At 72.7% G+C, this 23,766-nt stretch carries 24 protein-coding genes and 1 riboswitch; of the genes, 15 read left to right on the plus strand and 9 right to left on the minus strand.

What is annotated here, in order from left to right:
- Positions 1-25: 25 nt before the first annotated feature.
- The 4 genes from P3T29_RS26365 to P3T29_RS26380 all read left to right on the plus strand — a co-directional run bounded on the left by P3T29_RS26365 (position 26) and on the right by P3T29_RS26380 (position 2,455).
- A complete protein-coding gene (locus P3T29_RS26365) occupies positions 26-526 on the plus strand; it encodes a nuclear transport factor 2 family protein (protein WP_280719131.1) in 501 nt (166 codons plus the stop codon).
- A gap of 225 nt (positions 527-751) precedes the next feature.
- Entirely contained in the window at positions 752-1,111 is a 360-nt protein-coding gene (gene folB / locus P3T29_RS26370) for a dihydroneopterin aldolase (RefSeq protein WP_280719155.1), read from the plus strand.
- A gap of 49 nt (positions 1,112-1,160) precedes the next feature.
- The gene (folK, locus tag P3T29_RS26375) at positions 1,161-1,760 is read left to right on the plus strand and encodes a 2-amino-4-hydroxy-6-hydroxymethyldihydropteridine diphosphokinase (RefSeq protein ID WP_280719132.1); all 600 of its coding nucleotides are present in this window, start codon (positions 1,161-1,163) and stop codon (positions 1,758-1,760) included.
- 197 nt (positions 1,761-1,957) lie between these two features.
- Positions 1,958-2,455 (plus strand): DUF3180 domain-containing protein, encoded by a 498-nt coding sequence (locus P3T29_RS26380; RefSeq protein ID WP_280719133.1) that lies wholly within the window; start codon positions 1,958-1,960, stop codon positions 2,453-2,455.
- A 24-nt stretch (positions 2,456-2,479) separates the two neighbouring features.
- Here the strand turns inward: P3T29_RS26380 and P3T29_RS26385 are convergent, their stop codons facing one another.
- Both P3T29_RS26385 and P3T29_RS26390 read right to left on the minus strand, forming a co-directional pair.
- On the minus strand, positions 2,480-4,009 hold the full coding sequence (locus P3T29_RS26385) for an alpha/beta hydrolase (protein WP_280719134.1): 1,530 nt from the start codon (positions 4,007-4,009) through the stop codon (positions 2,480-2,482).
- Between the two features lie 44 nt (positions 4,010-4,053).
- A complete protein-coding gene (locus P3T29_RS26390; protein WP_280719135.1) occupies positions 4,054-4,392 on the minus strand; it encodes a hypothetical protein in 339 nt (112 codons plus the stop codon).
- Positions 4,393-4,543: 151 nt separating this feature from the next.
- On the opposite strand from P3T29_RS26390, the gene P3T29_RS26395 reads away from it, so the two are divergent.
- Positions 4,544-5,740, plus strand: coding sequence for a hypothetical protein (locus tag P3T29_RS26395; protein WP_280719136.1), 1,197 nt, complete (start codon positions 4,544-4,546; stop codon positions 5,738-5,740).
- A 105-nt stretch (positions 5,741-5,845) separates the two neighbouring features.
- Here the strand turns inward: P3T29_RS26395 and P3T29_RS26400 are convergent, their stop codons facing one another.
- A complete protein-coding gene (locus P3T29_RS26400) occupies positions 5,846-6,334 on the minus strand; it encodes a hypothetical protein (protein ID WP_280719156.1) in 489 nt (162 codons plus the stop codon).
- Between the two features lie 126 nt (positions 6,335-6,460).
- Here P3T29_RS26400 and arfB point away from each other — a divergent pair, with 126 nt between their 5' ends.
- The gene (arfB, locus tag P3T29_RS26405; RefSeq protein WP_280719137.1) at positions 6,461-6,892 is read left to right on the plus strand and encodes an alternative ribosome rescue aminoacyl-tRNA hydrolase ArfB; all 432 of its coding nucleotides are present in this window, start codon (positions 6,461-6,463) and stop codon (positions 6,890-6,892) included.
- A 58-nt stretch (positions 6,893-6,950) separates the two neighbouring features.
- Here the strand turns inward: arfB and P3T29_RS26410 are convergent, their stop codons facing one another.
- Complete coding sequence (locus P3T29_RS26410; RefSeq protein WP_280719138.1) at positions 6,951-7,487, minus strand: flavin reductase family protein; 537 nt, start codon at positions 7,485-7,487, stop codon at positions 6,951-6,953.
- Between the two features lie 411 nt (positions 7,488-7,898).
- Between P3T29_RS26410 and P3T29_RS26415 the strand changes: the two genes are divergently transcribed.
- Both P3T29_RS26415 and P3T29_RS26420 read left to right on the plus strand, forming a co-directional pair.
- The gene (locus P3T29_RS26415; RefSeq protein WP_280719139.1) at positions 7,899-9,830 is read left to right on the plus strand and encodes a sensor domain-containing diguanylate cyclase; all 1,932 of its coding nucleotides are present in this window, start codon (positions 7,899-7,901) and stop codon (positions 9,828-9,830) included.
- Between the two features lie 84 nt (positions 9,831-9,914).
- Positions 9,915-10,934 (plus strand): hypothetical protein, encoded by a 1,020-nt coding sequence (locus P3T29_RS26420; RefSeq protein WP_280719140.1) that lies wholly within the window; start codon positions 9,915-9,917, stop codon positions 10,932-10,934.
- Positions 10,935-10,979: 45 nt separating this feature from the next.
- Here the strand turns inward: P3T29_RS26420 and nagA are convergent, their stop codons facing one another.
- Both nagA and P3T29_RS26430 read right to left on the minus strand, forming a co-directional pair.
- Positions 10,980-12,188 carry an N-acetylglucosamine-6-phosphate deacetylase gene (gene nagA / locus P3T29_RS26425; protein WP_280719141.1) on the minus strand — a complete coding sequence of 403 codons (1,209 nt, stop codon included), beginning with the start codon at positions 12,186-12,188 and terminating at the stop codon, positions 10,980-10,982.
- Positions 12,185-13,132: an ROK family protein gene (locus P3T29_RS26430; protein WP_280719142.1), complete on the minus strand. Its 948-nt coding sequence runs from the start codon at positions 13,130-13,132 to the stop codon at positions 12,185-12,187. Before P3T29_RS26430 ends, nagA begins: the two co-directional genes overlap by 4 nt.
- Before the next feature lie 388 nt (positions 13,133-13,520).
- On the opposite strand from P3T29_RS26430, the gene P3T29_RS26435 reads away from it, so the two are divergent.
- On the plus strand, positions 13,521-14,345 hold the full coding sequence (locus tag P3T29_RS26435; protein WP_280719143.1) for a DeoR/GlpR family DNA-binding transcription regulator: 825 nt from the start codon (positions 13,521-13,523) through the stop codon (positions 14,343-14,345).
- A 25-nt stretch (positions 14,346-14,370) separates the two neighbouring features.
- Here P3T29_RS26435 and P3T29_RS26440 read toward each other — a convergent pair whose 3' ends face one another.
- Positions 14,371-14,715 (minus strand): cupin domain-containing protein, encoded by a 345-nt coding sequence (locus P3T29_RS26440; RefSeq protein WP_280719144.1) that lies wholly within the window; start codon positions 14,713-14,715, stop codon positions 14,371-14,373.
- A 75-nt stretch (positions 14,716-14,790) separates the two neighbouring features.
- Here P3T29_RS26440 and P3T29_RS26445 point away from each other — a divergent pair, with 75 nt between their 5' ends.
- Together P3T29_RS26445 and otsB are read left to right on the plus strand one after the other, a co-directional pair.
- Positions 14,791-15,018, plus strand: a complete 228-nt coding sequence (locus tag P3T29_RS26445; protein ID WP_280719145.1) for a DUF3263 domain-containing protein — start codon at positions 14,791-14,793, stop codon at positions 15,016-15,018.
- 51 nt (positions 15,019-15,069) lie between these two features.
- The gene (gene otsB / locus P3T29_RS26450) at positions 15,070-15,933 is read left to right on the plus strand and encodes a trehalose-phosphatase (RefSeq protein WP_280719146.1); all 864 of its coding nucleotides are present in this window, start codon (positions 15,070-15,072) and stop codon (positions 15,931-15,933) included.
- Here the strand turns inward: otsB and P3T29_RS26455 are convergent.
- The gene (locus P3T29_RS26455) at positions 15,917-17,386 is read right to left on the minus strand and encodes a trehalose-6-phosphate synthase (RefSeq protein WP_280719147.1); all 1,470 of its coding nucleotides are present in this window, start codon (positions 17,384-17,386) and stop codon (positions 15,917-15,919) included. The two genes, otsB and P3T29_RS26455, sit on opposite strands and share 17 nt — an antisense overlap.
- 136 nt (positions 17,387-17,522) lie before the next feature.
- Positions 17,523-18,557, minus strand: a complete 1,035-nt coding sequence (locus P3T29_RS26460) for a glucosyl-3-phosphoglycerate synthase (RefSeq protein ID WP_280719148.1) — start codon at positions 18,555-18,557, stop codon at positions 17,523-17,525.
- Positions 18,558-18,891: 334 nt separating this feature from the next.
- Positions 18,892-19,023: riboswitch (SAM riboswitch) on the plus strand.
- Positions 19,024-19,040: 17 nt separating this feature from the next.
- Here P3T29_RS26460 and thrC point away from each other — a divergent pair.
- The 4 genes from thrC to groL all read left to right on the plus strand — a co-directional run bounded on the left by thrC (position 19,041) and on the right by groL (position 23,564).
- On the plus strand, positions 19,041-20,324 hold the full coding sequence (thrC, locus tag P3T29_RS26465) for a threonine synthase (RefSeq protein ID WP_280719149.1): 1,284 nt from the start codon (positions 19,041-19,043) through the stop codon (positions 20,322-20,324).
- 30 nt (positions 20,325-20,354) lie between these two features.
- Positions 20,355-20,633, plus strand: a complete 279-nt coding sequence (locus tag P3T29_RS26470; RefSeq protein ID WP_280719150.1) for a MoaD/ThiS family protein — start codon at positions 20,355-20,357, stop codon at positions 20,631-20,633.
- A 756-nt stretch (positions 20,634-21,389) separates the two neighbouring features.
- Positions 21,390-21,596 (plus strand): cold-shock protein, encoded by a 207-nt coding sequence (locus P3T29_RS26475; RefSeq protein ID WP_035798772.1) that lies wholly within the window; start codon positions 21,390-21,392, stop codon positions 21,594-21,596.
- Between the two features lie 345 nt (positions 21,597-21,941).
- A complete protein-coding gene (gene groL / locus P3T29_RS26480) occupies positions 21,942-23,564 on the plus strand; it encodes a chaperonin GroEL (RefSeq protein ID WP_280719151.1) in 1,623 nt (540 codons plus the stop codon).
- Positions 23,565-23,766: the final 202 nt, after the last annotated feature.

Consider the following 23,766-nt stretch of genomic DNA (forward strand, 5'->3'; position numbering starts at 1 on the left):
CTTGGCTTACGGCCTAGGAGGAAGCATGGCGGGTGACGGCAGGGTGAGTGGCAGCGACCGGGCGGCGACCGATCCGGAGCTGGACCGGGAGGCCGTGCTGGCGGCGAACCAGACTCTCTACGAGGCGTTGGAGAACGGTGACCTGGAGGCGGTCGAGTCGATCTGGCTGGGTGCCGCCGACGCTGACGACAAGCACGGCGTGGTCTGTGTGCACCCCGGCTGGCCGGTGCTGCGCGGGCGGGCCCAGGTCACCCGCTCATACATGTTGATCATGATGAACACGGAGTACATCCAGTTCTTCCTGACCGATATCGAGGTCGAGGTGCAGGGCGATGTGGCCCTTGTCACCTGCACGGAGAACATTCTCTCCGGTGGAGAGGCCGAGGAGGAGGGCGAACTCGGCCCGCTGGTCGGCGGAAAGGTCGTCTCGACCAACCTCTTCCGGCGCACCGCCGACGGCTGGCGGCTCTGGTCGCACCACGGTTCACCCGTCCTGACCAGCGGGGATGACGAGGAAGAGGACTGACCTCCGGCCACCGTCCGCCGGTCGGCCCAGTTGCCGCACGGCCGTTCCGTGGACCGACACCCAACGTTCACGTCAATCGCCGGTTCGGCGTGCGTGGTGTGGTGCGATGCCGGGTAGGACGGTCGGGGTCCGTCCGTTCCCGCAGGTAGATTCGACCCGGCGGGCAACGAGGCCCGCCACCGCCCCGCCATGCGCGGGGCCCGTCCAGGTGGGAGAAGTGAGTTGCTGGACCGCGTCACCCTGCGGGGCCTGCGTGCCCGGGGCCATCACGGCGTCTTCGAACGCGAGCGCGTCGAGGGCCAGACCTTCGTGGTCGACCTGGTGCTGTACCTGGACACCCGTCCCGCTGCCTCCGGCGACGACCTCACCCGCACGGCGCACTACGGCATCGTGGCCGAGGAGGTCACCGCGATCATCTCCGGCGAGCCGGTCGACCTGATCGAGACCCTCGCCCAGCGGATCGCCGACCAGTGCCTGAAGCACGAAGCAGTGGAGGAGGTCGAGGTCACGGTGCACAAGCCGGACGCCCCGATCACCGTCCCTTTCGACGACGTCACCATCACCATCCACCGGGGCCGCGCATGACGAGCGTGAACCGTCCCCGTCCCACCGCTCCTGCCGTAGAGGGATACCGATGAGCACCAGCGACCCGACCGCCTCGCCGACCACGTTCGACCTGGAGCGCCGAGTCGACTGCGCCGACTCCACCCTGCACAACCCGCGCACCGCCGTGATCGCCCTCGGCAGCAACCTGGGCAACCGCCTGGAGACCCTGCAGGGCGCCGTGGACGCGCTCGAGGACACCCCCGGCCTCCGGATCACCGCCGTCTCCGCCGTCTTCGAGACGGAGGCCCTGGGCGGCCCCGCCGAGCAGCCGAACTACTACAACGCCGTCGTCCTCCTGCGCACCACCCTGCCGCCCAGCTCGCTGCTGGAGCGCGCCAACGCCATCGAGGACGCCTTCGGCCGGGTCCGCACCGTCCGCTGGGGCGCCCGCACCCTGGACGTCGACATCCTCGCGTACGAGGGCGTCACCAGCGACGACCCCGTGCTGCTGCTCCCGCACCCCCGCGCACACGAGCGCGCCTTCGTGCTCGCCCCCTGGGCGGACGCCGACCCGGACGGTGAGCTGCCGGGCCTCGGCCGGGTCACCGACCTGCTGAAGGGCCTCGGTGCCGATGCCGAGCAGAGCGTCCGGCGACGCGAGGACATCCAGCTGCGGCTGCCGGAGTAGGAGCGTCCGGGAACTTCCCACCGGTCGTCGGCCGTACGAGTAGGTGATCGGAGGGACGCGGCCGGTACGGTGGCCTGCACGGCCGCCCAGTGGCTGTCCGTCAGATCTGTTCCCCGGCCCCGGCACCGAACCCCGGTGACCGTGCCACGGCCGGGGGCCGCCAGCCGTCGTGTCCCGTCGGGAAGGACCCTGTCCCAGTGAAGCCGCTCCGCCTCCGCCTGCTCCTGGGTATCGCCGCCGTGGCCGGGGTGTTCTCCTGGGCCGGTGCCAAGTTGTGGGACTCCCTGGGCCAGCTGCCCGGGGTGCCCGGGGCCGCCCCCATCGTGCTCGCGGTGGTCGCGGTGGTCCTGCTGGCCACGGCGATCTCGCTGCGGTCCCGGCTGAAGGCCGTCCGGGAGCGCCAGCCGGGCGCCAAGGGGGTCGACCCGCTCGGTGCCGCCCGGGCCGTGGTGCTGGCCCAGGCCAGCGCGCTGGTGGCGGCGGTGGTGACGGGCATCTACGGCGGGGCCGGCGTCCACCTGCTCGGCCTGCTCGACATCGAGTCCCGCAAGTCCCAGGCCATCACCGCCGGGTTCGCGGTGCTGACGGGGGCCGGGGTGATCGCCGCCGCCCTCTGGTTGCAGCACGTCTGCAAGCTCCCCGAGGACCACGACGACCCGCCCCGCCCGACCGGCTCGGCGACCTCCGCGCGCTGAGCGGCTCCCCCTTGAGGTAGCCGCTCAGCGCCCCGGTGCGCCGGTGACCTCGTCGCCCCGGCCCGCCACCACCCGGGCGATGTTGGCCAGTGACTCCGACGAACCGTCGAAGTACGCCGAGTGGCTGGCGAAGGCGTCCCGCACCGTGCCGGGGGTGACCTGGAACCGGCGGGCGCCGAAGGAGCTGCCGGCCGGGTCGCGGCCGAACCAGAGTTCGTCCGGCGGGTCCAGCACCTCCCGCAGCGCGACGCCCGGCAGGCCCCCGGCCAGCATCCCGCCTGCCACCGTCCCGCCTCCGGGCAGCCGGCTGACCGGGTCGCAGTCGGCCGCACCCACGTAGACGTGCTCCGGGCCCAGGCCGAACTGGTCGGCCCGCCGCGCACCCGTCCCGGGGCTGCCGACCAGCACCACTTCGTCGGCCGCCAGACCGCCCGGCCGCTGCGCCGCCAGGCCCACCAGCAGTGACCCGTAGCTGTGCCCCAACGCCGTGACATGCGCGGGCGGTCCGGTGCGGGCGGCGCGCAGCCCGGCCAGGAAGCTCCCGTACGCGGCCGAGCCGTCCCGGGCGCGCCCGTCGCCCGCGACGGCCAGGGTGCGCGGGTCGAGCCCCTCGTTGGGCGGCGGGTCGTAGCCGAGCCAGACCAGCGCGGCCACGTCCCGCCCCTGGCCGTACCCGAGGGCCGCCTCGCGCACCCGCTGCGCCCGGTCGGCGTCACCACCGGCGGCGGCGGCCAGCTTCGTCCCGAAGCCCGGTACGTACGCCGCGACGTGGTCCGCGCGGTCCGGGTCGCCGAAGCAGAGCACTGCCCGGCCCCGGCCCTGGTCGCTCAGCCCGAGCAGCAGGATCCGGCCGGGCCCGGTGGCGGGCCCGGCCGCCAGCCGTCGGCGGATCGCGCGCAGCCCGTCGAGGAGCTGCCGGTCCGGGGCGGGGAGCTGTTCGTAGCGGTCGAGCAGCCGGGTGAGCAGCAGGCGGTTGGCGCGGTCCCGGTCGAGGGCGGGGAGGCCGTCCAGGGAGCCGACCAGCTCGGGGCGGGTGTCGGTGAGCCGGTTCCGGGTGGACCGGTCGAGGCCGCGCCACCAGGCGGCGACCTGGCCGGGTGGCGTGCCGGGCGGCGGGACGGGCCGGCCGCCCGGCAGCCCGTCGAGTGCCGCCACGCCGAGCGCGCCGGGCCGGCGGGCCCCGGCCGGTGCGCTCTCGACGGCCCGGGCGGTGTGGTGGGCCAGCCGTGCGGCGACGGCCCGGTCCACCCGGTCGCCCGCCTCCGGCTCCTGTTCGGACTGCGCCGCCGCGATGGCCTCGGCCGCCTCCCGCAGGGTGTCGTGCAGCAGCTCCAGCTCCGCTTCGGCGGAGTGCAGCCGGACGGCGGCGGCGCTGATCGCCCAGGTGGCCAGCTCACCGGCCGTCCCGTGCCAGCCCGAGGCGTGCACCCGGTCGCTGACGGACTGTCGCCAGTCCTCCTGAAGCTGTTTCAGGACCTCGGCCAGGGCTTCGTACGCCTCGGCGGCCGAGGCGACCTCGTCGGGGCGGGCGGCTTCGAGGGTGCTCCGGTCCATTGGTCGGCTTCCCGTTCGGTTCTCGGTTCGGTTCTCGGCCGGCCTCAGTGGCCGGGCAGCAGGCTGCGGTGGAGCTGGGCCTCGGTCTCGCGGTAGTTGCCGGAGGTGCTCAGCAGATCGCCGCCGATGCCGTCGAGTTCGGCCGCGAGCCGGGCCAGCGTCTGCTGCCAGGCCGCCGCGCAGTCGCGCAGCGCCCCGGCCGTCCGCCAGCCGGGCAGTGCGTCGGCGGCGGTGTCCCCGGCGGCCGGCCGGGCGGCGGCTCCGGCGCGGAGGCGTTCGGCGGTGGCGCGGGCGGCCTGGCCGGCGACGGCCAGCTCGGTGGGACGGACCCGGAAGCCGCCTGCGGGGGCTGCGGAGAAGGGGGAGGGGAGGTCGGCGGACACAGGTGTACCTCCAGGCTCGGGGCGGCGAATCCGGCAGCTATCGTAACGTCAGGTCGCCTACTGGTAGCGCGTCGTAGTCATGACGGGCTGTCAAGGGCCGAAAAGGGACCGAGGCTGACAGCGCCCCAATTCGCACGCTAGTTTCTTTGGCATGTCACGTGGACGCCATCGTCATTCCTCCGTCCTCGGCCGGTCCGTGCCCCTGATCGCCGCCGGCGTGCTCGTCGTCGCCGCGCTGGCGGCCCTGGTCGCGAGCCCCGATCCGGCGCTCGCCCGATCGGTGGGTGTCGCGGCGGTCCTGGCGGGTGCCGGGCTGGGCGTCCTGCTGCGCCAGCGCGACCGTGCCGAGCGGGCGGCCGTCGAGCTGGCCGCCACCCGGCGGCTGCGCGACGAGGAGCGGTTCGAGGAGCAGCTCGCCGAGGCGGAGTACGCGGCCGAGGTCGCGGAGGAGCGGGCGACCCGCTTCGGGCGCCGCCTGACGGCCGAGAAGTCGCGGCTCGCGAAGGCCGAGACGGAGATCGCGCGCCTGCTGCGGGAGCGGGCCGTGGCGGTGGCCGCGCAGGCGCTGAAGGAGGCCGAGGCCGCCCAGCGGGCGCTGGCGGCGGCCCGCCCGAAGCACCCGGCCACCCCGGCGGCGTACGTCCGCGCGGCGGCCGCCCTGCGCCACCTCGAACGGGTGGCCGAGCGCGCCGAGGCGCGGCGCGCGAGCGTCGCCCGGGCGCAGCTCGCGCTGCGGCCCGCGCCCCCGCTGGTGGCCGCGCCCGCTGCCGCCACCACCGCGCCCGCTGCCACCACCACCGCGACCGCTCGGCTCGTACCGGCCGCGCCCGGCGTCCCCACCCCTGAGCAGGCCACCCCCGCGCAGGCCACCCAGGCCACGCCCGCCGCTCCGGCCGCTCCGGCGGGGCTCCGGGCCGCCGTCGGCGCGGCGCCGCTGCGTCCGGTGCTGGCGGCCGCCGTGGAGCCGCTGGGCGGCGCCCAGGCGGCCGCGATCGTGCCGGCCGGGCGGCAGCGCCCGCGCTCGCAGACCGGCGGCGCGAACCGCACGCCGAACTTCAGCTTCTTCGGCCGGGGCGGCGCGGCGGGTGCCGCCGTACGCGCGGCGGCCCCGGCCCCTGCGGTGGGCAGCGTGGTGGAGCTGGGCGAGCGGGCCGATCTGGCGGACGTCCTCGGGGACGAGGCGGTGGCCGAGAGCGCCCGGTACGCGGCCCCAGCCGCCGCCCCTGAGCAGGCACCGCAGGTGGAGGCCCCGGCGGAGGAGCACGCCCGGCCCGAGGTGGTCGACCTGACGCCGCACGACGAGACCGAGTGCCTGGAGCTGTCCGAACTCCGGGCGAAGCTCCGGTAGGGCGGCACCGAACGGCACCGAACGGCACCGAACGGCACCGAACGGCACCGAAGAGCCCGGCTCCTCCTCCGCGCCTGTGGGGAGGAGGAGCCGGGCTCTTCGGCGTCAGACCCGGGGGAAGCGCCCCTGCACCGTCCAGATGTTGGGGTTGTCCGCCAGTCCGTCGTGCATGTCGCCGAGGTCCGCGATGATGTCCTGCAGGAAGTCGCGGGCCTCCCGGCGCAGGTCGGCGTGCCGGACCACGGCGGGCGGCTCGTCGGGCAGCCAGGTGGCGCTGATCTCGACCAGGCCGAAGCGGCGGGCGAACCGCAGCAGCTCGGTGTTCTGGGTGAAGTCGAGGTCGAAGGTCTGCACAGTGGCGGACCGGCTGCCGCGCGGGTCGCGGTCCAGCTCCTCGACGGTGTCGCAGAGCGCCCAGGCGAAGTCGAGCACCGGCACCCATCCCCAGCCTGTGGACAGGTCCAGGCCGTCCGCGTCCAGGAAGACGTCGCCGCAGAACAGGTCGTGCCGCAGGCTCTGTACCGAGGCGTTCCGGTAGTCGGTCTGTGGGGGGTCGGGGAAACGGTTGGACAGGGAGTAGCCGAGCTCGATCACGTACGCCATTGTCCGGCACCCGCAGGCCGGCACCCGCCGCCCGGCACCCACCCGCTCCGCAGAGCCGTGGACAGGAGCTGTGGATAACCGCGTGACCCGTGGACCGCGACGCGGGATGATGGGCCCATGCCTGAGCCCATCCGCGTTCGGGGGTCGGTGGCCGTCCCGGACGCCGAGCTCGTCTGGCGCTTCTCCCGTTCGTCCGGCCCCGGTGGCCAGCACGTCAACACGTCCGACACCCAGGTCGAGCTGCGGTACGACCTGGCGGCCTCGACCGCCCTTCCGCAGGTGTGGAAGGACCGCGCCCTGGAGCGGCTGGCCGGTCGGCTGGTGGACGGCAGGGTGCTGGTGGTCCGGGCCTCCGAGCACCGGTCGCAGTGGCGCAACCGCGAGGTGGCGGCGGCCCGGATGGCGGCGCTGCTCGGCGAGGCCACGGCGCCGCCGCCGAAGACGCGGCGGGCGACGAAGCCGTCCCGGGGGATGATCGAGAGCCGGCTCCGGAACAAGCGCCACCGGTCCGAGCTGAAGCAGGGGCGCGGGCGGCAGGCGAACGACTGAGCCCGCCTCGGGCCACCCAGCAGTGACGTTCCCTCAGCCTGCCGTCAGCGGCCTGTCGTCAGCCGAGGTGGCGGTAGCCGCCCCGGAAGTACAGCAGCGGCCGTCCGGCCGGGCCAGGTACGCGGGCCTGCAGCACCCGTCCGATCAGCAGCGTGTGGTCGCCCGCCGCGACCCGCTGCTCGGTGACGCACTCGACGGTGGCCAGTGCCCCGTCGACCAGTGGCGCACCGGTGAACTCGCCCGGGTGGTGGGGGGTGTCCGCGAAGAGCAGCCGGTCGCTCAGCCGTCCCTTCATGGCGAACCGGGACGCGAGGGTGCGGTGCTCCTCGCCGAGCAGCGAGACGGCCCAGCTGCCGACCCGGGTGAGCAGCTCGTCCATCCGGGAGTCCTCGCGCACCGAGATCAGGACCAGTGGCGGTTCCAGCGAGACCGACAGGAACGAGGTGGCGGTCATGCCCGCGTCCTCGCCGTCCGACCCGTCCTCGGGGTCGTGGACGGTCACCAGCGCGACGCCGGAGGCGAGCTGGGAGAGCGCGGCCCGGAACTCGTCGGGCGTGGCCAGAGGGGCAGCTGCGGGCTGCGGGGACGTGTACACGTACCGCACGGTAGTCGGCCCGCCCGCGTTCCTGCATCGGGCCGTGGTCGTAGGACCACTGGCCGTGCGGACCCGTTCGGGCCGGTACGGACGTGAGCCGGCTCACCCCCAGGAGTGACGGGCCAGGGCCCGCCGGCCCTGCTTGGGGCGCTGCGGCTTCAGTTCGGCGTCCTGATCGCCGACCACCCATTGACCGTCCGTTTGACCGTGAATATCGGTATACATCGGTATACGTCGGATATCGGGCAGCTGAACTGAATGGCCGGACATCCGCATTATGTGATTTGGCTCACAACTGGCGACCGATTGTTGACCGAGCGTGCCTATCGCTGTGCTCCCTGTGATTCAGTTCTTCTGGCAATCGGACGATAACCATTCAAGAACTATCCGAAGCAGCCGGGGAGCCCCCGCATGGAAGCCGAGTCGGAGCCCTACGTCCGCCTGGCGACCCTCCGCACCTTGCACCGGGTCGTGGCGGACCTCAACGCTGCCCGCAGTCTGGCAGGAACCCTGCAGGCCGTGGTGGAAGGCGCTGTGCACGGGCTCGGCTTCGACGCGGCCGCCGTCAGCCTGGTCCGCGCCGACGGGGATCTGGTGGTGGCCGCCGTCTGGGAGGTCGAGGAGAGCGCCTTCGGCGGCCCGTCCGTGCTGCTGGGCCAGGTCGGCTCCCGGGAGTCCTGGGACAGGCTGCTCGGCGTCAGCGACCACTGGGGCACCCTGCGGTTCCTGCCGCACGACCGGGGCTGGGCCGTCGGCGCGGACATCCCGCGCTGGGTGGGCGACGGGCCGCTGCCCGTGTACGCCAACGACTGGCACCCCTCCGACGGGCTGCTCGCGCCGATGTACAGCGCCGGCGGCGACCTGCTCGGCGTGCTCTCGGTGGACCGCCCGCGCAGTGGCAAGCGGCCCGGTGCGTGGACCCGCGAGGCCCTGGAGATGTTCTCGCTGCAGGCGTCCATCGCGATCGGCAACGCGCGCCTGCGGGCCGAGATGCAGCGGGCGCTGGCCCGGCTGGAGAAGGAGCAGCAGGCGCTGCGCGCCAGCGAGGAGAGCTTCCGGCAGGCGTTCGAGTACGCGCCGAGCGGTATGGCGATCACCGAGCTGCACGGTGCCGGGCGGGGGCAGCTCACCCGGGTGAACGACGCGCTCTGCCGCCTGCTCGGCCGCCCCCGGGCGACGCTCAGACAGCAGTGCTTCACCGACCTGGTGCACCCCGACGACCTGGAGCTGCTGCTGCGGACCAGCGCCGAGGGCGGCCGGGCGGAGCTGCGGCTCTCCCGCCGGGACGGCGGCTACCAGTGGGTCTGCCTGCGCAACTCGGTGGTCGCCGACGCGGCGGAGGGCCCGAGCTTCCTGCTCACCCACGTCGAGGACATCGAGGAGCGCAAGCGCCACGAGCTCCAGCTCGCCCACCGGGCCAGTCACGACGCGCTGACCGGCCTGCCGAACAGCGCCGAGCTGCGTTCCCGGCTGGGCCGTCGGCTCTGCCCCCAGCCGCAGGTGCCCGGCGGCGCGGCGGCCCACGGCGCGGCGCCCGCCTTCGCGGAGTCGGCCTACGCGGACCAGCCGTACGGCGAGTCCGCGTTCGCGGGGTCGGCGGTCGCGGAGTCCGCCCACGGCGCGCCCGCGTACGCCCCCCAGGGGGTCTCGTACAGCGCGCACAGCGCCTTCGACGGGCCCGGTGTCCCGTACGGGCTCACGCACGGCTACGGGGCGCCTGGCGGCCCCGACCAGGTCGCGCTGGAGTGGGGCCGGGCGGACTTCCCGGAGTCCGGGCGCGCGCTCGGGTGCGGTGACGTGCTGCCGGACCACGTGCACGCGGTGGTCCCGGGCGATCCCCCGGCGGGCGGCGAGGCCTGGATCGGACCGTTCCGTGGCGGCGGTTCGGGCAGCGGCGGGGGTGGCGGGTCCGGGACGGAGAAGGGGCTCGCGGTGCTCTTCTGCGACCTGGACGGGTTCAAGTCGATCAACGACCGGTTCGGGCACAAGGCGGGCGACGACGTGCTCATCGAGGTGGCCAGACGGCTGCAGCAGGTGGTCCGGGAGGGTGACACCGTGGCGCGGCTCGGCGGCGACGAGTTCGTGGTGCTGGCGGACGGCATCGGCCGGGAGGAGGCCAAGGACCTGGCCGGGCGGCTGCGCAACGCGATCATCCCGCCGATGCGGATCGACAACCGGACGACCCGGGTCGGCGTCAGCCTGGGCATCGGCTGGGCGGGCTGCGGCATGAGCATCGAGGAGGTGCTGCACGCCGCAGATGAACGGATGTACGACGAGAAGCGGGCCCGGGGCAGCGCCGCCCGGGGCGTCAGGGGCGAGCGTTCGCACCGCCGGGCGGGTTGACGCGCACGTCGAACCGCCTTTCCGCGCTGTCAGGAACGGAAGGTAGGGTTCCCCGGTACGAGAGTCCACCACTGCGCTGGGGAGTTGAGCACCGTGACCACGGCCGGCAGTAACGGGGCCCCCGAGGACCCGGCGGACGACGACCCGTTCGCGTACCTCTACCGTCCTGCGGAGGGCGAGGCGGCGGCCAGCCAGCCGCGCAACTCGTACGCGCGCCCGATGGAGGTCGGCCGCGCGCAGTACGGGCAGGCCCAGTACCGCCAGCAGCCGCCCGCCCAGCCCCCGTACGGTCAGCCGCAGCAGGGCCAGCCCCAGCACGGGCAGACTCAGCACGGTCAGCCCCCGTACGGCCAGGCCCCGCAGTCGCCGTCGGCCCAGCCCACGACCCAGTTGCCGCAGCAGCAGAACCGCTACGCCGAGCGCTCGCGCCCGCAGCCGGGCGAGGAGCGGCCGAGCGGTGGCCGGGGCAAGGCCACGGTGATCGGCGCGGTGGCGGTGGTCGCCGCGATCGCGATCGGCGCGGGTGTCGCCCTCTCCGGCGGCGACCCCAAGACGAAGACGGCCGGGCCGGCCCCGCACGGCAGTACGTCGTCCACCCCCGGTTCGGCCTCGCCCGCTCCCTCCACCTCCAGCTCCGCGCCCTCCGCCGCAGGCAGCTGGGCGGGTGGCACCACCGTGGCGGACGCCGCCGGCATGACCCTTTCGGGGGGCAGCAAGAAGGCCAACCAGGTGGCGGGCGCGAAGTCCGCCGGCGGGAGCTACGTGGACGGCATGGGCACCGTCGGCGCGACGGTCTCCTGGGACGTCAACCTCTCCGGGGCGAACAGCTTCCAGATCTGGCTGCGCTTCAACAACACCGGCCCGAACGCGACCGCGACGGTCAGCGTCGACGGCACGCCGACGTACACGCCGATAAAGCTCAACAACTACTCGGCGGGCCTGCCGCCGGAGGCGTCCTGGTACGCGTCCTGGGTGAGCGCGACCGTCCCGGGCGCGGGGCACCACACCATCTCGGTGGCGTGCGGCCAGAGCGACCAGTGCGGTTTCCTGCTCGACCAGGTGGCCATCACGGACGCGGGAGCCTCGAAGCCCTCGGGCTGGTAGCCACCAGGGGCGCGTGAGGTGCCCCCACGCGCCCCCGATCCGGGCTTACCGGTCGGCGGAGCCGATCTCGGTGAAGCGGCCGGCCCCGACGACCCACTCGCCGCGCCGCATCACCGCGACGAGGTCGAGGGTGTCGGAGTCGAGCACGACCAGGTCGGCGTTCTTGCCCGGCTCCAGCGAGCCGATCGAGTCGGCCAGGCCGAGCAGGCGGGCCGGGACGGCGGACAGCGACCGGACGGCCGCGTCCAGGCTCAGGCCGTTGACAGTGACGGAGCGCTTGAACGAGACGTCCAGGGTGAGCGTCGAGCCCGCGATCGAGCCGCCCTCGACCAGCCGGGCGACGCCGTTCTCGACCCGGACCTGCAGCGGGCCGAGCGGGTAGAGCCCGTCGCCCATGCCGGCCGCGCCCATCGCGTCGGTGATCAGCGCGACGCGGTCCGGGCCGGCCGTCCCGTAGGCGAGGTCGAGCACCGACGGGTGCAGGTGGATGCCGTCGTTGATCAGCTCGACGGTGACCCGCTCGTCCTCCAGCAGGGCGACGATCGGGCCCGGCGCGCGGTGCTGGATGCCCGGCATCGCGTTGAACAGGTGGGTGGCGACGGTCGCGCCCGCGTCGATGGCCTCCAGCGTCTTCGCGTAGTCGGAGTCGGTGTGCCCGACGGCCGCGATGACGCCCAGCTCGGTGAGCATCCGGACGGACTCCAGCCCGCCCGGCAGCTCCGGCGCGAGGGTGACCATCCTGGCGTGGCCGCGCGCGGCGTCCACGAGCTTGCGGACCAGCGCCGGGTCCGGGTCGCGGAGCAGGTCGGGGCGGTGGGCGCCGCAGCGATTGTGCGAGATGAACGGGCCCTCGAAGTGGATCCCCGCCAGCACCCCGTCCTCGACCAGCTCGGAGAGCACCGCCGCCTGGTGGCAGAGCTCGTCGAGCTCGCCGGTGACGGTGGACGCCATGGTCGTGGTGGTGCCGTGCTCCAGGTGCGTACGGGCGGCCTTGAGCGCCTCCTCGGCGATCCCGGAGGCGTACGAGGCGCCGCCGCCGCCGTGGACGTGCAGGTCGACGAAGCCGGGGACGACGGTGTGGCCGCCGAGGTCGAGGTCGCCCGGCTGCCGGTGCAGCAGCTCGATGCCCGCGATCCGGGTGCCCTCGACGGCCAGCCTGCCGTTCTCGACGACGCCGCCGGGCAGGACCAGCCGGGCGCCGGCCAGTGCGGGACCCCGCTGCGGAGCAGCGATACGGTTCTGTGCGGTTGTCACGCGGTCACCTCCTTGGTGAGCAGATCCCAGGCGAGCAGACCCGCGCCCAGGGAAGCGGCGGTGTCTCTGAGCATGGCCGGTACGACCTCCGGGGACATCTGGAAGGTCAGCCGCTCGGCGACCGCCGCGCGCAGTGGCGTGAAGAGCGTGTCGCCCGCTTCGGCCAGGCCGCCGCCGATGATCACCGTCGACGGGTCCAGCAGGCTCTGGGCCAGCACGATCCCGTCGGCGAGCGCCTCCACGGCTGTCCGCCAGACCGCCAGCGCGCGTTCGTCCCCGGCCGCGACCGCGTCGGCGCAGGCCGCTGCGTCCGCCGTCGGGTCGCCGGTCGCCCCGGCCCAGGCCCGGGAGACGGCCGACGCCGACGCCAGGGTCTCCAGGCAGCCACGGGCGCCGCAGCCGCACTGCGGGCCGCCTGGACGGACCACGACGTGGCCGATCTCGCCGCCGTAGCCGTGGGCGCCCGACTCGATCCGTCCGTCGATGCCGATGGCGCCGGCGATGCCGGTGCCCAGCGCGATGAACAGGAAGCGGGACACTCCCCGGCCGGCGCCGATCCGGCCCTCGGCCAGCCCGCCGGAGCGGACGTCGTGGCCGAGCGCGACCGGGATCGCCTCGCGGTCCGGGCCGCCGAGCCGCTCGCCGAGGAGTTTGCGGATCGGGAGATCCCGCCAACCGAGGTTGGCGGAGAAGACCGCGATGCCGTTCCTCTCGTCGATCGTCCCCGGGACGGCGACGCCGGCGGCGAGCGGCGCGCAGCCGAAGCGGCTCCGGCCCTCGTCCGCCAGGTCGGCGGCGAAGTCGAGGATGGCGGTGACCACGGCGTCCGTGCCGTGCTCCCGCCCGGTCGGTCGGCGTGCTTCGAACAGCACGGAGCCGTCCTGGGCGAGCAACGCGGCTTTCATGCCGGTTCCGCCTACATCGAGTGCGATGACGTGCTTCACGGGGGACAGTTTCCCTTGGCCAGGTAGAAGAGGTCTAGTCCAGTTACACGATTGGTCTGGTCCATGAGGGTGAGGTTGGTCGCCTTCGGCGATGGGGTGGGGGTTGCGCGGTCCCGTCGGCGGCCCGCTCTCCTGATACCCGGAAGGCGAGCTGGTCCATACTGCGTGAATCTGACTGATTTATAGCTGTTTCGATCATGATTGCGCAATGGCCGGGCCTGGCGGACCTGCGGGCCGCAGGCGTCGGTCGGCCGGGCTGGAATATGCAAAGCTGGGCGCTCTTCCGCGCCCACGTGCGGTGGCGTGCGGGCGGTGCTTTCGTGCGGGCGGTGATTCCGTACGGGCGGTGATTCCGTACGGGTGGTGTTTCCAGGAGGGGTGGCGCGGCGTGTCCAGATATGAGCGATGGAACTCACTGCTGGAGCTGCTGGCCGAGCACGGCAAGCTGGACGTGGATGACGCCGCCGAGGCGCTGGGCGTCTCCGCCGCGACCATCCGGCGTGACCTGGACCAGCTCGCCCGCCAGCAGATGGTCACCCGGACCCGGGGCGGCGCGGTGGCGCACAACGTCTCGTACGACCTGCCGCTGCGCTACAAGACCGCCCGCAACGCCGACGCCAAGCAGCGGATCGGCGCGGCCGTCGCCGGGCTGGTCGCGCCCGGCGAGGTGGTCGGCCTGAACGGCGGGACGACCACCACCGAAGTGGCCCGCGCGCTCGCCGTCCGCCCCGAGCCGGCCGAGCGGGAGCGGCCGGAGGCCGGTGCGGGCGCCGGCAGCGGTGCCGGCACCGGGCAGACGCTGACCATCGTCACCAACGCGCTCAACATCGCCAACGAGCTGACCGTCCGCCCGCAGGTGAAGATCGTGCTCACCGGCGGGGTCGCCCGGCCGCAGTCGTACGAGCTGATCGGGCCGCTGGCCGGTCTGGTGCTCGCCGAACTCGCCCTCGACGTCACGGTGCTGGGGGTCGACGCGCTCGACGTGGCACACGGCGCGACCGCGCACCACGAGGGCGAGGCGAGCGTCAACCGGCTGCTCGCCGAACGCGCCCGCCGGGTCGTGGTGGCCGCCGACTCCTCCAAGCTCGGCCACCGGGCCTTCGCCCGGATCTGCGGGCTGGAGCGGATCGGCACCCTGGTCACGGACGAGGGCGTGAGCGAGGAGCTGACGGCCGCCTTCACGGAGGCGGGCGTCCGGGTGATCGCGGTCTGAACCGGCCTGGCGGTGCGTCCGCCGCTCAGAGGTTGATCGAGTACGCCTTGCGCAGGGTCTCGTGCACCGTCCAGGTCGTGCGGTCGCCCTCGCGCAGGACGGCGACGTCGCCCGGCCCGACCTCCAGGGTCGGGCCGTCCTCGAACTCGACGGTGGCCCGGCCGCTGATCACCACGAACATCTCGTCCGCCTCGGTGTCCGTCACCACGCCCGGGGTGATCTGCCAGATCCCGCGCAGCTGCCGGCCGTCGGCGGACTCCCAGAGCACCTTGCCGGAGACCTCGGGGCTGCCCGAGACGATCTGGGACGGGTCCAGCGGGTCGGGTTCGAGCTCGACGTCGGGGATGTGCAGAGCGAAGCTGTTGGTCATGGGAGCGACGGTAGCCGGACCGCCCGGCCGACGGGGTCGGCAGAGTGTGTCGGACCGGCCGGGCAGAATGACAGCATGACGGAGCTGACCGAACGGGATCTCGCGGTGCTCGGCCTGGAGGCCCGGCAGTGGCGGACGGCCGGGGCGAAGGAGCGGGCCGTCCGCGAGGAGCTCAACCTCTCCGCGACGCGGTACTACCAACTGCTGAACGGCCTGCTCGACCGCCAGGAGGCGCTCGCGCACGACCCGGTCCTCATCAACCGGCTCCGCCGTATCCGTGCCGCGAAGCGGCTCAGCCGGTAGTCGCCCCTACGCGCCCTTGGTGGGGCTGCCCAATCTGGGTAGGTTCGAGGCATGGGAATGCCTGAGCTGCAAGCGCCCCGCACCCCCGCCGGACGTGAAGGGCTGGCCGCGCTGCTGGCCGCGCCGGGCGAGGCGGTGATCGCTCTCGACTTCGACGGGACGCTCGCCCCGATAGTCCCCGACCCCGACCAGGCCCGCGCTCACCCGGGAGCCGTGGCCGCGCTCTCCGCGCTGGCGCCGCTGGTCGGTTCGGTCGTGGTGGTGACGGGCCGGCCGGCCGAGACGGCGGTGCGGTACGGCGGCTTCGCGGCGGCGCCGGGCCTGGAGCACCTGACCGTCCTCGGGCAGTACGGCGCCGAGCGCTGGGAGGCCGGGACGGGTGAACTGTCCGCCCCTGAGCCGCCGCCGGGCGTCGCCGCCGTGCGGGACGCGCTGCCCGCCGCCCTGGAGTGGGCGGGTGCCCACCCCGGTACCTGGGTCGAGGACAAGGGCCGGGCGTTCGGCGTCCACACCCGCCGCACCGAGGACCCGCAGGCGGCCCTGGAGCAGCTCCGGGAGTCGCTCACCGAGCTCGCCGCCGCGCACGGCCTGGTGGTCGAACCGGGCCGGTACGTCCTGGAGTTGCGCCCGCCGGGCGTCGACAAGGGTACGGCCCTCGCGGCCTTCCTGGCCGAACGCCCAGCCGGCGCGGTGCTCTACGCCGGTGACGACCTCGGCGACCTCGCCGCCTACGCGGCCGTCGAGAAGCGCCGCGCGGACGGCCTGCCGGGCCTGCTGGTGTGCAGCTCGGGCACGGCCGACGGCGAGGCCCCCGTACGCGAACTCGCCGACCGGGCGGACCTGGTGGTCCCCGGCCCGGCCGGCGTGGTCGCGCTGCTGGCGGCGCTCGCCGCGCGGCTCAGCGCAGCGCGTTGAGCTGGTCGAGGAACCACTGCTGGGGCGGCAGGGCGGTTGCTGCGGCGGCCAACCGCTTTGTGCGGTCGGTCCGTTCGGCGGCGGGCATGGTGAGTGCCTGGTGCAGGGCGTCGGCGGTGGCGATGACGTCGTACGGGTTCACCACGATGGCGTCGTCGGCGAGTTCGGCGTACGCGCCGGCCTCCCGGGACAGCACCAGCGCGCAGCCGTCGTCGGAGACCACCGGGATCTCCTTGGCGACCAGGTTCATGCCGTCCCTGATCGGGTTGACGAGCGCGACGTCAGCGAGCCGGTAGGCGGCCAGCGAGCGCGGGAAGTTGTCGTTGACGTGCAGGATCAGCGGCTGCCAACCCGCCGTCCCGAACTCGTCGTTGATCTCCTGGGCGATCCGCTGCACGGCCGCCGTGTACTCGCGGTACTCGGGCAGGTCGTGCCGGGACGGGTACGCGAAAGCGATGTGCACCACGCGGTCCAGCCATTCGGGCCGCGAGCGCAGCAGGTGCCGGTAGGCGAGCAGGCCGCGCACGATGTTCTTGCTCAGCTCGGTGCGGTCCACCCGGACGACGGTCCGCCGGCCGCCGACCTGCTCCCGTAGGGCGGCCAACCGGGCGTCCACGTCCGGCCGGTGGGCCCGCTCGCGGAGGAAGTCGCCGTCCGCGCCCAGCCCGTGTACACCGAGCCGGGTGGTCCGGCCGCCGTGGGTGACGGTCAGCTCCGTCCGGTCGACCTCGGCGCCCAGCACGGCCTCGCAGCAGTCAGCGAAGGCGAGCGCCCAGCGATGGGTCAGGAAGGCCGCGCGGTCGGTGCCGAGGATGCCCGCCAGGACGGCGGCGCCGACGTCGTCGGGCAGCATCCGGTAGTACTCGGGCGGCGCCCAGGGGGTGTGCGAGAAGTGCCCGATCCGCAGGTCCGGGCGGAGCGCCCGGAGCAGCTCGGGGGCGAGCGAGAGGTGGTAGTCCTGGATCAGCACCGCCGCCCCGGGCGCGGCCTCGACGGCGAGCGCCTCGGCGAACGCGGCGTTGTACGCGCGGTAGGACTCCCATTCGCGGCGGAAGCGGTCGTCGAAGACGGGGGAGACCGGGGTGTCGTACAGCAGGTGGTGGACGAACCAGAGGGTCGAGTTGGCGACGCCGTTGTAGGCGCGGGCGAAGGTACCTGGGTCGATGTCCAGCATCCGGACGGCCTGTCCGCCGACGTCGAAGCCGCCCAGGTCGAGCCGCCCGTCGGGGCACTGCCGGGCGGCCGCCCGGTCGGCGTCACCGAGGGCCGCGCAGACCCAGACGGCGGACGGATCGTCGATCGCCGACAGGCCGGAGACCAGCCCGCCACCACCTCTGCGCAGGGTGAGCGAGCCGTCGTCCCCACTGCTGAAGGACACCGGCCCACGGTTGGAGGCCACCAGGATCGGAGCCCTGCCGGTCGGATTCGAACGTTCGGTCGCGAAATCGGCCATACCACCAACCTTGCCGGGCACCCCCGGGTACAAACCACTCGGCACCCGGTGAGCTTCCATGGGCTTCGGGCCAACCCCCAGGGGCGCGGGGACTGCGCGAAACCGGAAGGCCGCCGCAGTCAGCCGGGCTGGGTGCTTAAGTTGCACCTCGTTGGCTAGGGCTCCAGCCCCGCGCCCGGTACTCCGGGACGCTCCGCATCGGGGGCCGTTCCAGTGCGCCGACCGGGTGGGTGTGGGCGGTGAACTCGCGGGTGGCCGGGTCGCGGCTGAACTGGGTGAGCAGCGGGCGGACGAGGTCGTGCTCGGCCTTCAGGCGGTGGGTGCGGTCCAGCCGCTCCAGGGCCGTCCGGTAGATGGTCGCGGCCATCCGGCCCAGCGCCTGCCCGTCCTGGTGGCGGTGGTGCCGGACGCCGACGTCCACCTGGGCCAGCGCGTCCAGCCCGACCGCGTCCAGGGCGTCCACCAGCAGGCCCAGCTCGACCCCGTAGCCGGTCGGGAAGTGCAGCTGCTCCAGCAGCGAGCGCCGGGCCGCGTACTCGCCGCCGAGCGGCTGGACGAAGCCCGCGAGCTGCGGCCAGTGCAGGTTCAGCAGTGGGCGGGCGACCAGCTCGGTGACCCGGCCGCCACCCGCCGGGACGACCGCGCCGTCGGTCTCCAGCGGCCGGTCGTACATCGCCTTGACCAGCTGGATCGCCGGGTCGGTGAGCAACGGGCCGACGATCCCCGACACGAAGGCCGGGTCGAACTCGCGCAGGTCCGCGTCGATGAAGCAGACGATCTCGCCGGAGGTGACCAGCAGCGAGCGCCAGAGCACCTCGCCCTTGCCGGGGGAGGCGGGCAGCTGCGGCAGTACGTCGTCCCGGTGCACCACCCGGGCTCCGGCGGCGGCGGCCAGCTCGGCCGTCCGGTCGGAGGAGCCGGAGTCGATCACGACCAGTTCGTCCACCAGCGGCAGCCGTTCCATCAGCTCGCGCCGGATCACCCGGACGATCTCGCCGACCGTCGGCTCCTCGTCCAGCGCGGGCAGCACCACGCTCACCGTGCCGGCCGGTCCGGCCGCCCGCTTGGCGGCCAGCAGGGCGTCGGCCGGGCGGTCGGCCGCCGTCCAGGAGCGGCGGCGCAGCCAGGACGCCACCTCGGGGAGGAGAGCCGGGGTCAGCTCTTCTGGCACTGTCTCGCTCCTTGCGCTTGCGGTCGGGATCTCTTGCGGTCGGGTCTGCTCGCGGGCGGGTCCGCTGGTCCGGCGGGCAGTTCGGGTCTGCCGGTCCAGCGTGTCGTTCAGCATGTCGTTGCAGCGTGTCCATTACGGTGCCCGACCAGTTGTCCGGTCAGTTGTTCAAGGTGATCGGGTGGTCAGGTGTTCCGGGCGCCGGCCCGCATGGACTGTGTCATCTCGCGGTTCGGACGGTCCCGTTGGTACGCGGCGCCTTCGGATACAGTCTTCGTACTGCGGTCGGACCTTCGTACGTCGGGGTCGGTCCCAGCGCATGACCACAACTTCATAGAGCTCATCCAGAGGGACTGAGGGAACGGCCCGTCGAAGTCCCGGCAACCTTCTCGCTCGGCGGTCAGTGACCCCGGCGGGACAGGTGCCAATTCCGTCCTGTGGCGCGACCGCGTCATGGGGAAGATGAGGAGAAGAGGACTCCGCCTCATGGCTATCGCAACCCCCGTTGCCCCCTCGACTGTCGACCTCGGCCCTGCTGCCGCCCTGTCCTGTCGTGAGTGTGGCACCCGCTTCCAGCTCGGCCCGGTCTTCGCGTGCGTCGAGTGCTTCGGCCCGCTGGAGATCGCGTACGACTTCGGCAGTTACCAGGCCGAGGAGCTCCGCAAGCGGATCGAGGCCGGGCCGGCCTCCATCTGGCGCTACGCCCCCCTGCTGCCCGTCCCCGCCGACGTGGCCGCCAAGCCCAACCTGAACCCGGGCTGGACCCCGCTGGTCAAGGCCGACAACCTGGGCCGTGAGCTGGGGTTCACCGCGCAGCTGCACGTCAAGGACGACTCCGGCAACCCGACCCACTCCTTCAAGGACCGGGTGGTCGCCTGCGCGATCGAGGCGGCGCGCGCCTTCAACTTCACCACCCTCTCCTGCTCCTCCACCGGCAACCTGGCCGGTGCGGTGGGCGCGGCGGCCGCCCGGGCGGGCTTCAAGTCCTGCGTGTTCATCCCGCACGACCTGGAGCAGGGCAAGGTCGTGATGGCCGGGGTGTACGGCGGCGAGCTGGTCGGCATCGAGGGCAACTACGACGACGTGAACCGCTTCTGCTCCGAGCTGATCGGCGACCCGGCCGGTGAGGGCTGGGGCTTCGTCAACGTCAACCTCCGCCCGTACTACGGCGAGGGGTCGAAGACGCTGGCGTACGAGATCTGCGAGCAGCTCGGCTGGCGGCTGCCGGAGCAGCTGGTCATCCCGATCGCCTCGGGCTCCCAGCTCACCAAGATCGACAAGGGGCTGCAGGAGCTGATCAAGCTCGGCCTGGTCGAGGACCGGCCGTACAAGATCTTCGGTGCCCAGGCCGAGGGCTGCTCGCCGGTCTCCGCCGCCTTCAAGGCCGGTATCGACGTGATCCGCCCGGTCAAGCCGAACACCATCGCCAAGTCGCTGGCGATCGGCAACCCGGCCGACGGCCCGTACGTGCTGGACATCGCCCGCCGCACCGGCGGCGCCGTCGAGGACGTCACCGACGCCGAGGTGGTCGAGGCGATCAAGCTGCTGGCGCGGACCGAGGGCATCTTCGCCGAGACGGCCGGCGGGGTGACCATCGGCGTGCTGAAGAAGCTGGTCGAGACCGGTCAGCTGGACCCGTCCAAGGAGACCGTCGCGATCAACACCGGCGACGGCCTCAAGACGCTCGACGCGGTCGCCGACGCCGGTCTCACCGCCACCATCCGCCCGACGCTGGACTCCTTCCGCGCCGCCGGCCTCGCGTCCGTCTGAACTTCTCCCACCACCGCTAGGAGCCCGAGCATGAGCGCCAACGTCCGCATCCCGACCATCCTGCGCACCTACACCGGCGGCGCCGCCGAGGTGGCCGCCGAGGGGGGCACCCTGGCCGCCGTCATCCAGGACCTGGACGCCAACCACCCGGGCATCGCCGCCCGCCTCCTGGACGACGCGGGCAAGCTGCGCCGCTTCGTCAACGTGTACGTCAACGACGACGACGTGCGCTTCGACCAGGGCCTGGAGACCGAGATCAAGGACGGCGCCAACATCTCCGTCATCCCGGCCGTGGCCGGCGGGTGCTGATCAGGTTCTACTGACCGGTTGCCGTTGTCCGGTAGTTGTTGACCGACTTCCGTTGACCGGTTGCGCCGGCCGACTGCTGTTCGGGTTCCGCTTTCCCGGCCTTGAGCAGCGAGTTTCGGTTGCGCCTCGGCTTTCGGTGCGGTGCTTTCAGTACGTTGCGGGCCGCCGCCCTATCCGGAACGACTATTTCCGGATAGGGCGGCGGCCCGTCCCGTGCCGGGAACCGTCGGGCGGGAATTCCCGTCCTCGAGTGGGAGTAGAGTGCGCACAGGTCGGCGCGCTTCTCCGCCGGCCTTTCACTCTGCGTCACTCCGCCCGGGCCGTTGCCGCCCGGTGCTCCCCGCGCTGTCAGCGGATCGCATACGCAAGGTTCGTCCGGCCGATGAGACGGCCGCACAGTGGTGCGAAGCAAAAGATGTCAGGCGGGCGTCAGAAATTTGTCGGCCTTATGCGCCGTTCGTCCGCTATGCCCGGTGTGAATTGCTGTCGTCTGCCGCTTTCATCCCTGGATATCCCGCAGTGGCCTCCTGGAATTCCACGGAGTTGGGCCTGTTGCAGAGGGCGTCTGTCCGGATACATTCAGCGGCGGTCGACGCATTCACCCGCTGATCAACCACCTTCCGGTGGGCTCGGCGGCGAGTCTGCGCGGGCACGGCTGCGTCCAGGGGGGGTTCCCTCGGGCCGGCCTACCAGACCTATGGATCCGCAATCCCTGCGGGTCCGTGAAGGGCCAGCACAGTACAAGGGGAGTTCGGAATGGCTCAGGGCACCGTCAAGTGGTTCAACGCGGAGAAGGGCTACGGCTTCATCGCGGTCGACGGTGGTGCGGACGTGTTCGTCCACTACAGCGCGATCCAGATGGACGGCTACCGCACCCTCGAAGAGGGCCAGCGGGTCGAGTTCGAGATCTCCCAGGGGCAGAAGGGCCCGCAGGCGGACATGGTCCGTGCGCCGGCGGTCTGACCTTCCGACCTGCGGAGCCTCGGCTCGGTCACGAGCTGGCGCTCAACGGCTTCACCAGCAGGCCCGTACGACACCCGTCGTACGGGCCTGCTGCTGTCCCCGGGATGTCCCGGGGCTGTCCTCCGGCTGCTCCCGGGAGTGGGGTGCGAGTGCGGCGATTGGGCTTGCACTCGCCACCCGAGAGTGCTAATCATTGGCTTAGCACTCACAGCTTGAGAGTGACAACGGACCGGGTCGGTGAGGCCCCCGGGAGCGGTGGGGACAGGACCCCCGCACACCAGGGCCGTCCGTCGCGGGCACCCTTCGGTCCGGTGCAGTCGATCGCGTCCCGGAGGACCACTTCACATGGCAAAGATCATCGCGTTTGACGAGGAAGCTCGCCGCGGCCTTGAGCGCGGGATGAACCAGCTTGCCGACGCCGTCAAGGTGACGCTTGGCCCCAAGGGCCGCAACGTCGTCCTTGAGAAGAAGTGGGGCGCCCCCACGATCACCAACGACGGTGTCTCCATCGCCAAGGAGATCGAGCTCGAGGACCCCTACGAGAAGATCGGCGCGGAGCTCGTCAAGGAGGTCGCCAAGAAGACGGACGACGTCGCTGGTGACGGCACCACCACCGCCACCGTGCTCGCCCAGGCGCTCGTCCGCGAGGGTCTGCGCAACGTCGCCGCCGGCGCCAACCCGATGGCCCTGAAGCGCGGCATCGAGAAGGCCGTCAAGGCCGTCTCCGACCAGCTGCTCGCCCAGGCCAAGGAGGTGGAGACCAAGGAGCAGATCGCTGCCACCGCCTCCATCTCGGCCGCCGACACCCAGATCGGCGAGCTCATCGCCGAGGCGATGGACAAGGTCGGCAAGGAAGGTGTCATCACCGTCGAGGAGAGCAACACCTTCGGTCTGGAGCTCGAGCTCACCGAGGGCATGCGCTTCGACAAGGGTTACATCTCGGCCTACTTCGCCACCGACCTGGAGCGGATGGAGACCTCGTTCGAGGACCCCTACATCCTGATCGTCAACTCCAAGATCGGCTCGGTCAAGGACCTGCTCCCGCTGCTGGAGAAGGTCATGCAGAGCGGCAAGCCGCTCGTCATCATCGCCGAGGACGTCGAGGGCGAGGCCCTGTCGACCCTGGTCGTGAACAAGATCCGTGGCACCTTCAAGTCCGTCGCCGTCAAGGCCCCGGGCTTCGGTGACCGCCGCAAGGCCATGCTCGGCGACATCGCCATCCTCACCGGTGGCACCGTCATCTCCGAGGAGGTCGGCCTCAAGCTGGAGAACGCCGGCGTCGACCTGCTGGGCACCGCCCGCAAGGTGGTCATCACCAAGGACGAGACCACCATCGTCGACGGTGGCGGCGACAGCGACCAGGTCGCCGGTCGGGTCAACCAGATCCGTGCCGAGATCGAGAACAGCGACTCGGACTACGACCGCGAGAAGCTCCAGGAGCGCCTCGCCAAGCTCGCCGGTGGCGTCGCCGTCATCAAGGCCGGCGCGGCCACCGAGGTGGAGCTCAAGGAGCGCAAGCACCGCATCGAGGACGCCGTCCGCAACGCGAAGGCCGCCGTCGAGGAGGGCATCGTCGCCGGTGGTGGCGTCGCGCTGCTGCAGGCTTCGGTCGTCTTCGACAAGCTGGAGCTGGAGGGCGACGAGGCCACCGGTGCCAACATCGTCCGCGTGGCGCTGGAGGCCCCGATCAAGCAGATCGCGGTCAACGCCGGCCTCGAGGGCGGTGTCGTGGTGGAGAAGGTCCGCAACCTCCCCTTCGGCCACGGCCTGAACGCCGCGACCAACGAGTACGTCGACCTCATCGCCGCGGGCATCATCGACCCGGCCAAGGTCACGCGCTCGGCGCTGCAGAACGCCGCCTCCATCGCGGCGCTCTTCCTCACCACCGAGGCCGTCATCGCCGACAAGCCCGAGAAGGCCGGCGCGGCTGCCGGTGGCGGCATGCCGGGCGGTGACATGGACTTCTGATCTCCTTCGGGGATCGGCGAGTTCTGACAGTCCGCGAGGGCGGTCTCCCCATCGGGGAGGCCGCCCTCGCGGCGTTCTCGCCGTCCGCCGCCGGGCGTGCCCTTCGGCTCGCGGCGTTCTCGCCGTCCGCCGCCGGGCGTGCCCTTCGGCTCGCGGCGTTCTCGCCGTCCGCCGCCGGGCGTGCCCTTCGGCTCGCGGCGTT

The sequence above is a fragment of the Kitasatospora sp. MAP5-34 genome (assembly GCF_029894335.1).
Taxonomy (GTDB): Bacteria; Actinomycetota; Actinomycetes; order Streptomycetales; family Streptomycetaceae; genus Kitasatospora.

Coding starts and splice junctions, on each gene's coding strand:
- P3T29_RS26445 (WP_280719145.1), top strand. CDS start 14,791: ATGACGGAGCTGACCGAACGGGATCTCGCGGTGCTCGGCCTGGAGGCC.
- P3T29_RS26365 (WP_280719131.1), top strand. CDS start 26: ATGGCGGGTGACGGCAGGGTGAGTGGCAGCGACCGGGCGGCGACCGAT.
- P3T29_RS26475 (WP_035798772.1), top strand. CDS start 21,390: ATGGCTCAGGGCACCGTCAAGTGGTTCAACGCGGAGAAGGGCTACGGC.
- groL (WP_280719151.1), top strand. CDS start 21,942: ATGGCAAAGATCATCGCGTTTGACGAGGAAGCTCGCCGCGGCCTTGAG.
- P3T29_RS26440 (WP_280719144.1), bottom strand. CDS start 14,715: ATGACCAACAGCTTCGCTCTGCACATCCCCGACGTCGAGCTCGAACCC.
- otsB (WP_280719146.1), top strand. CDS start 15,070: ATGGGAATGCCTGAGCTGCAAGCGCCCCGCACCCCCGCCGGACGTGAA.
- folK (WP_280719132.1), top strand. CDS start 1,161: ATGAGCACCAGCGACCCGACCGCCTCGCCGACCACGTTCGACCTGGAG.
- thrC (WP_280719149.1), top strand. CDS start 19,041: ATGGCTATCGCAACCCCCGTTGCCCCCTCGACTGTCGACCTCGGCCCT.
- arfB (WP_280719137.1), top strand. CDS start 6,461: ATGCCTGAGCCCATCCGCGTTCGGGGGTCGGTGGCCGTCCCGGACGCC.
- P3T29_RS26455 (WP_280719147.1), bottom strand. CDS start 17,386: ATGGCCGATTTCGCGACCGAACGTTCGAATCCGACCGGCAGGGCTCCG.
- P3T29_RS26385 (WP_280719134.1), bottom strand. CDS start 4,009: ATGGACCGGAGCACCCTCGAAGCCGCCCGCCCCGACGAGGTCGCCTCG.
- P3T29_RS26395 (WP_280719136.1), top strand. CDS start 4,544: ATGTCACGTGGACGCCATCGTCATTCCTCCGTCCTCGGCCGGTCCGTG.
- P3T29_RS26470 (WP_280719150.1), top strand. CDS start 20,355: ATGAGCGCCAACGTCCGCATCCCGACCATCCTGCGCACCTACACCGGC.
- P3T29_RS26415 (WP_280719139.1), top strand. CDS start 7,899: ATGGAAGCCGAGTCGGAGCCCTACGTCCGCCTGGCGACCCTCCGCACC.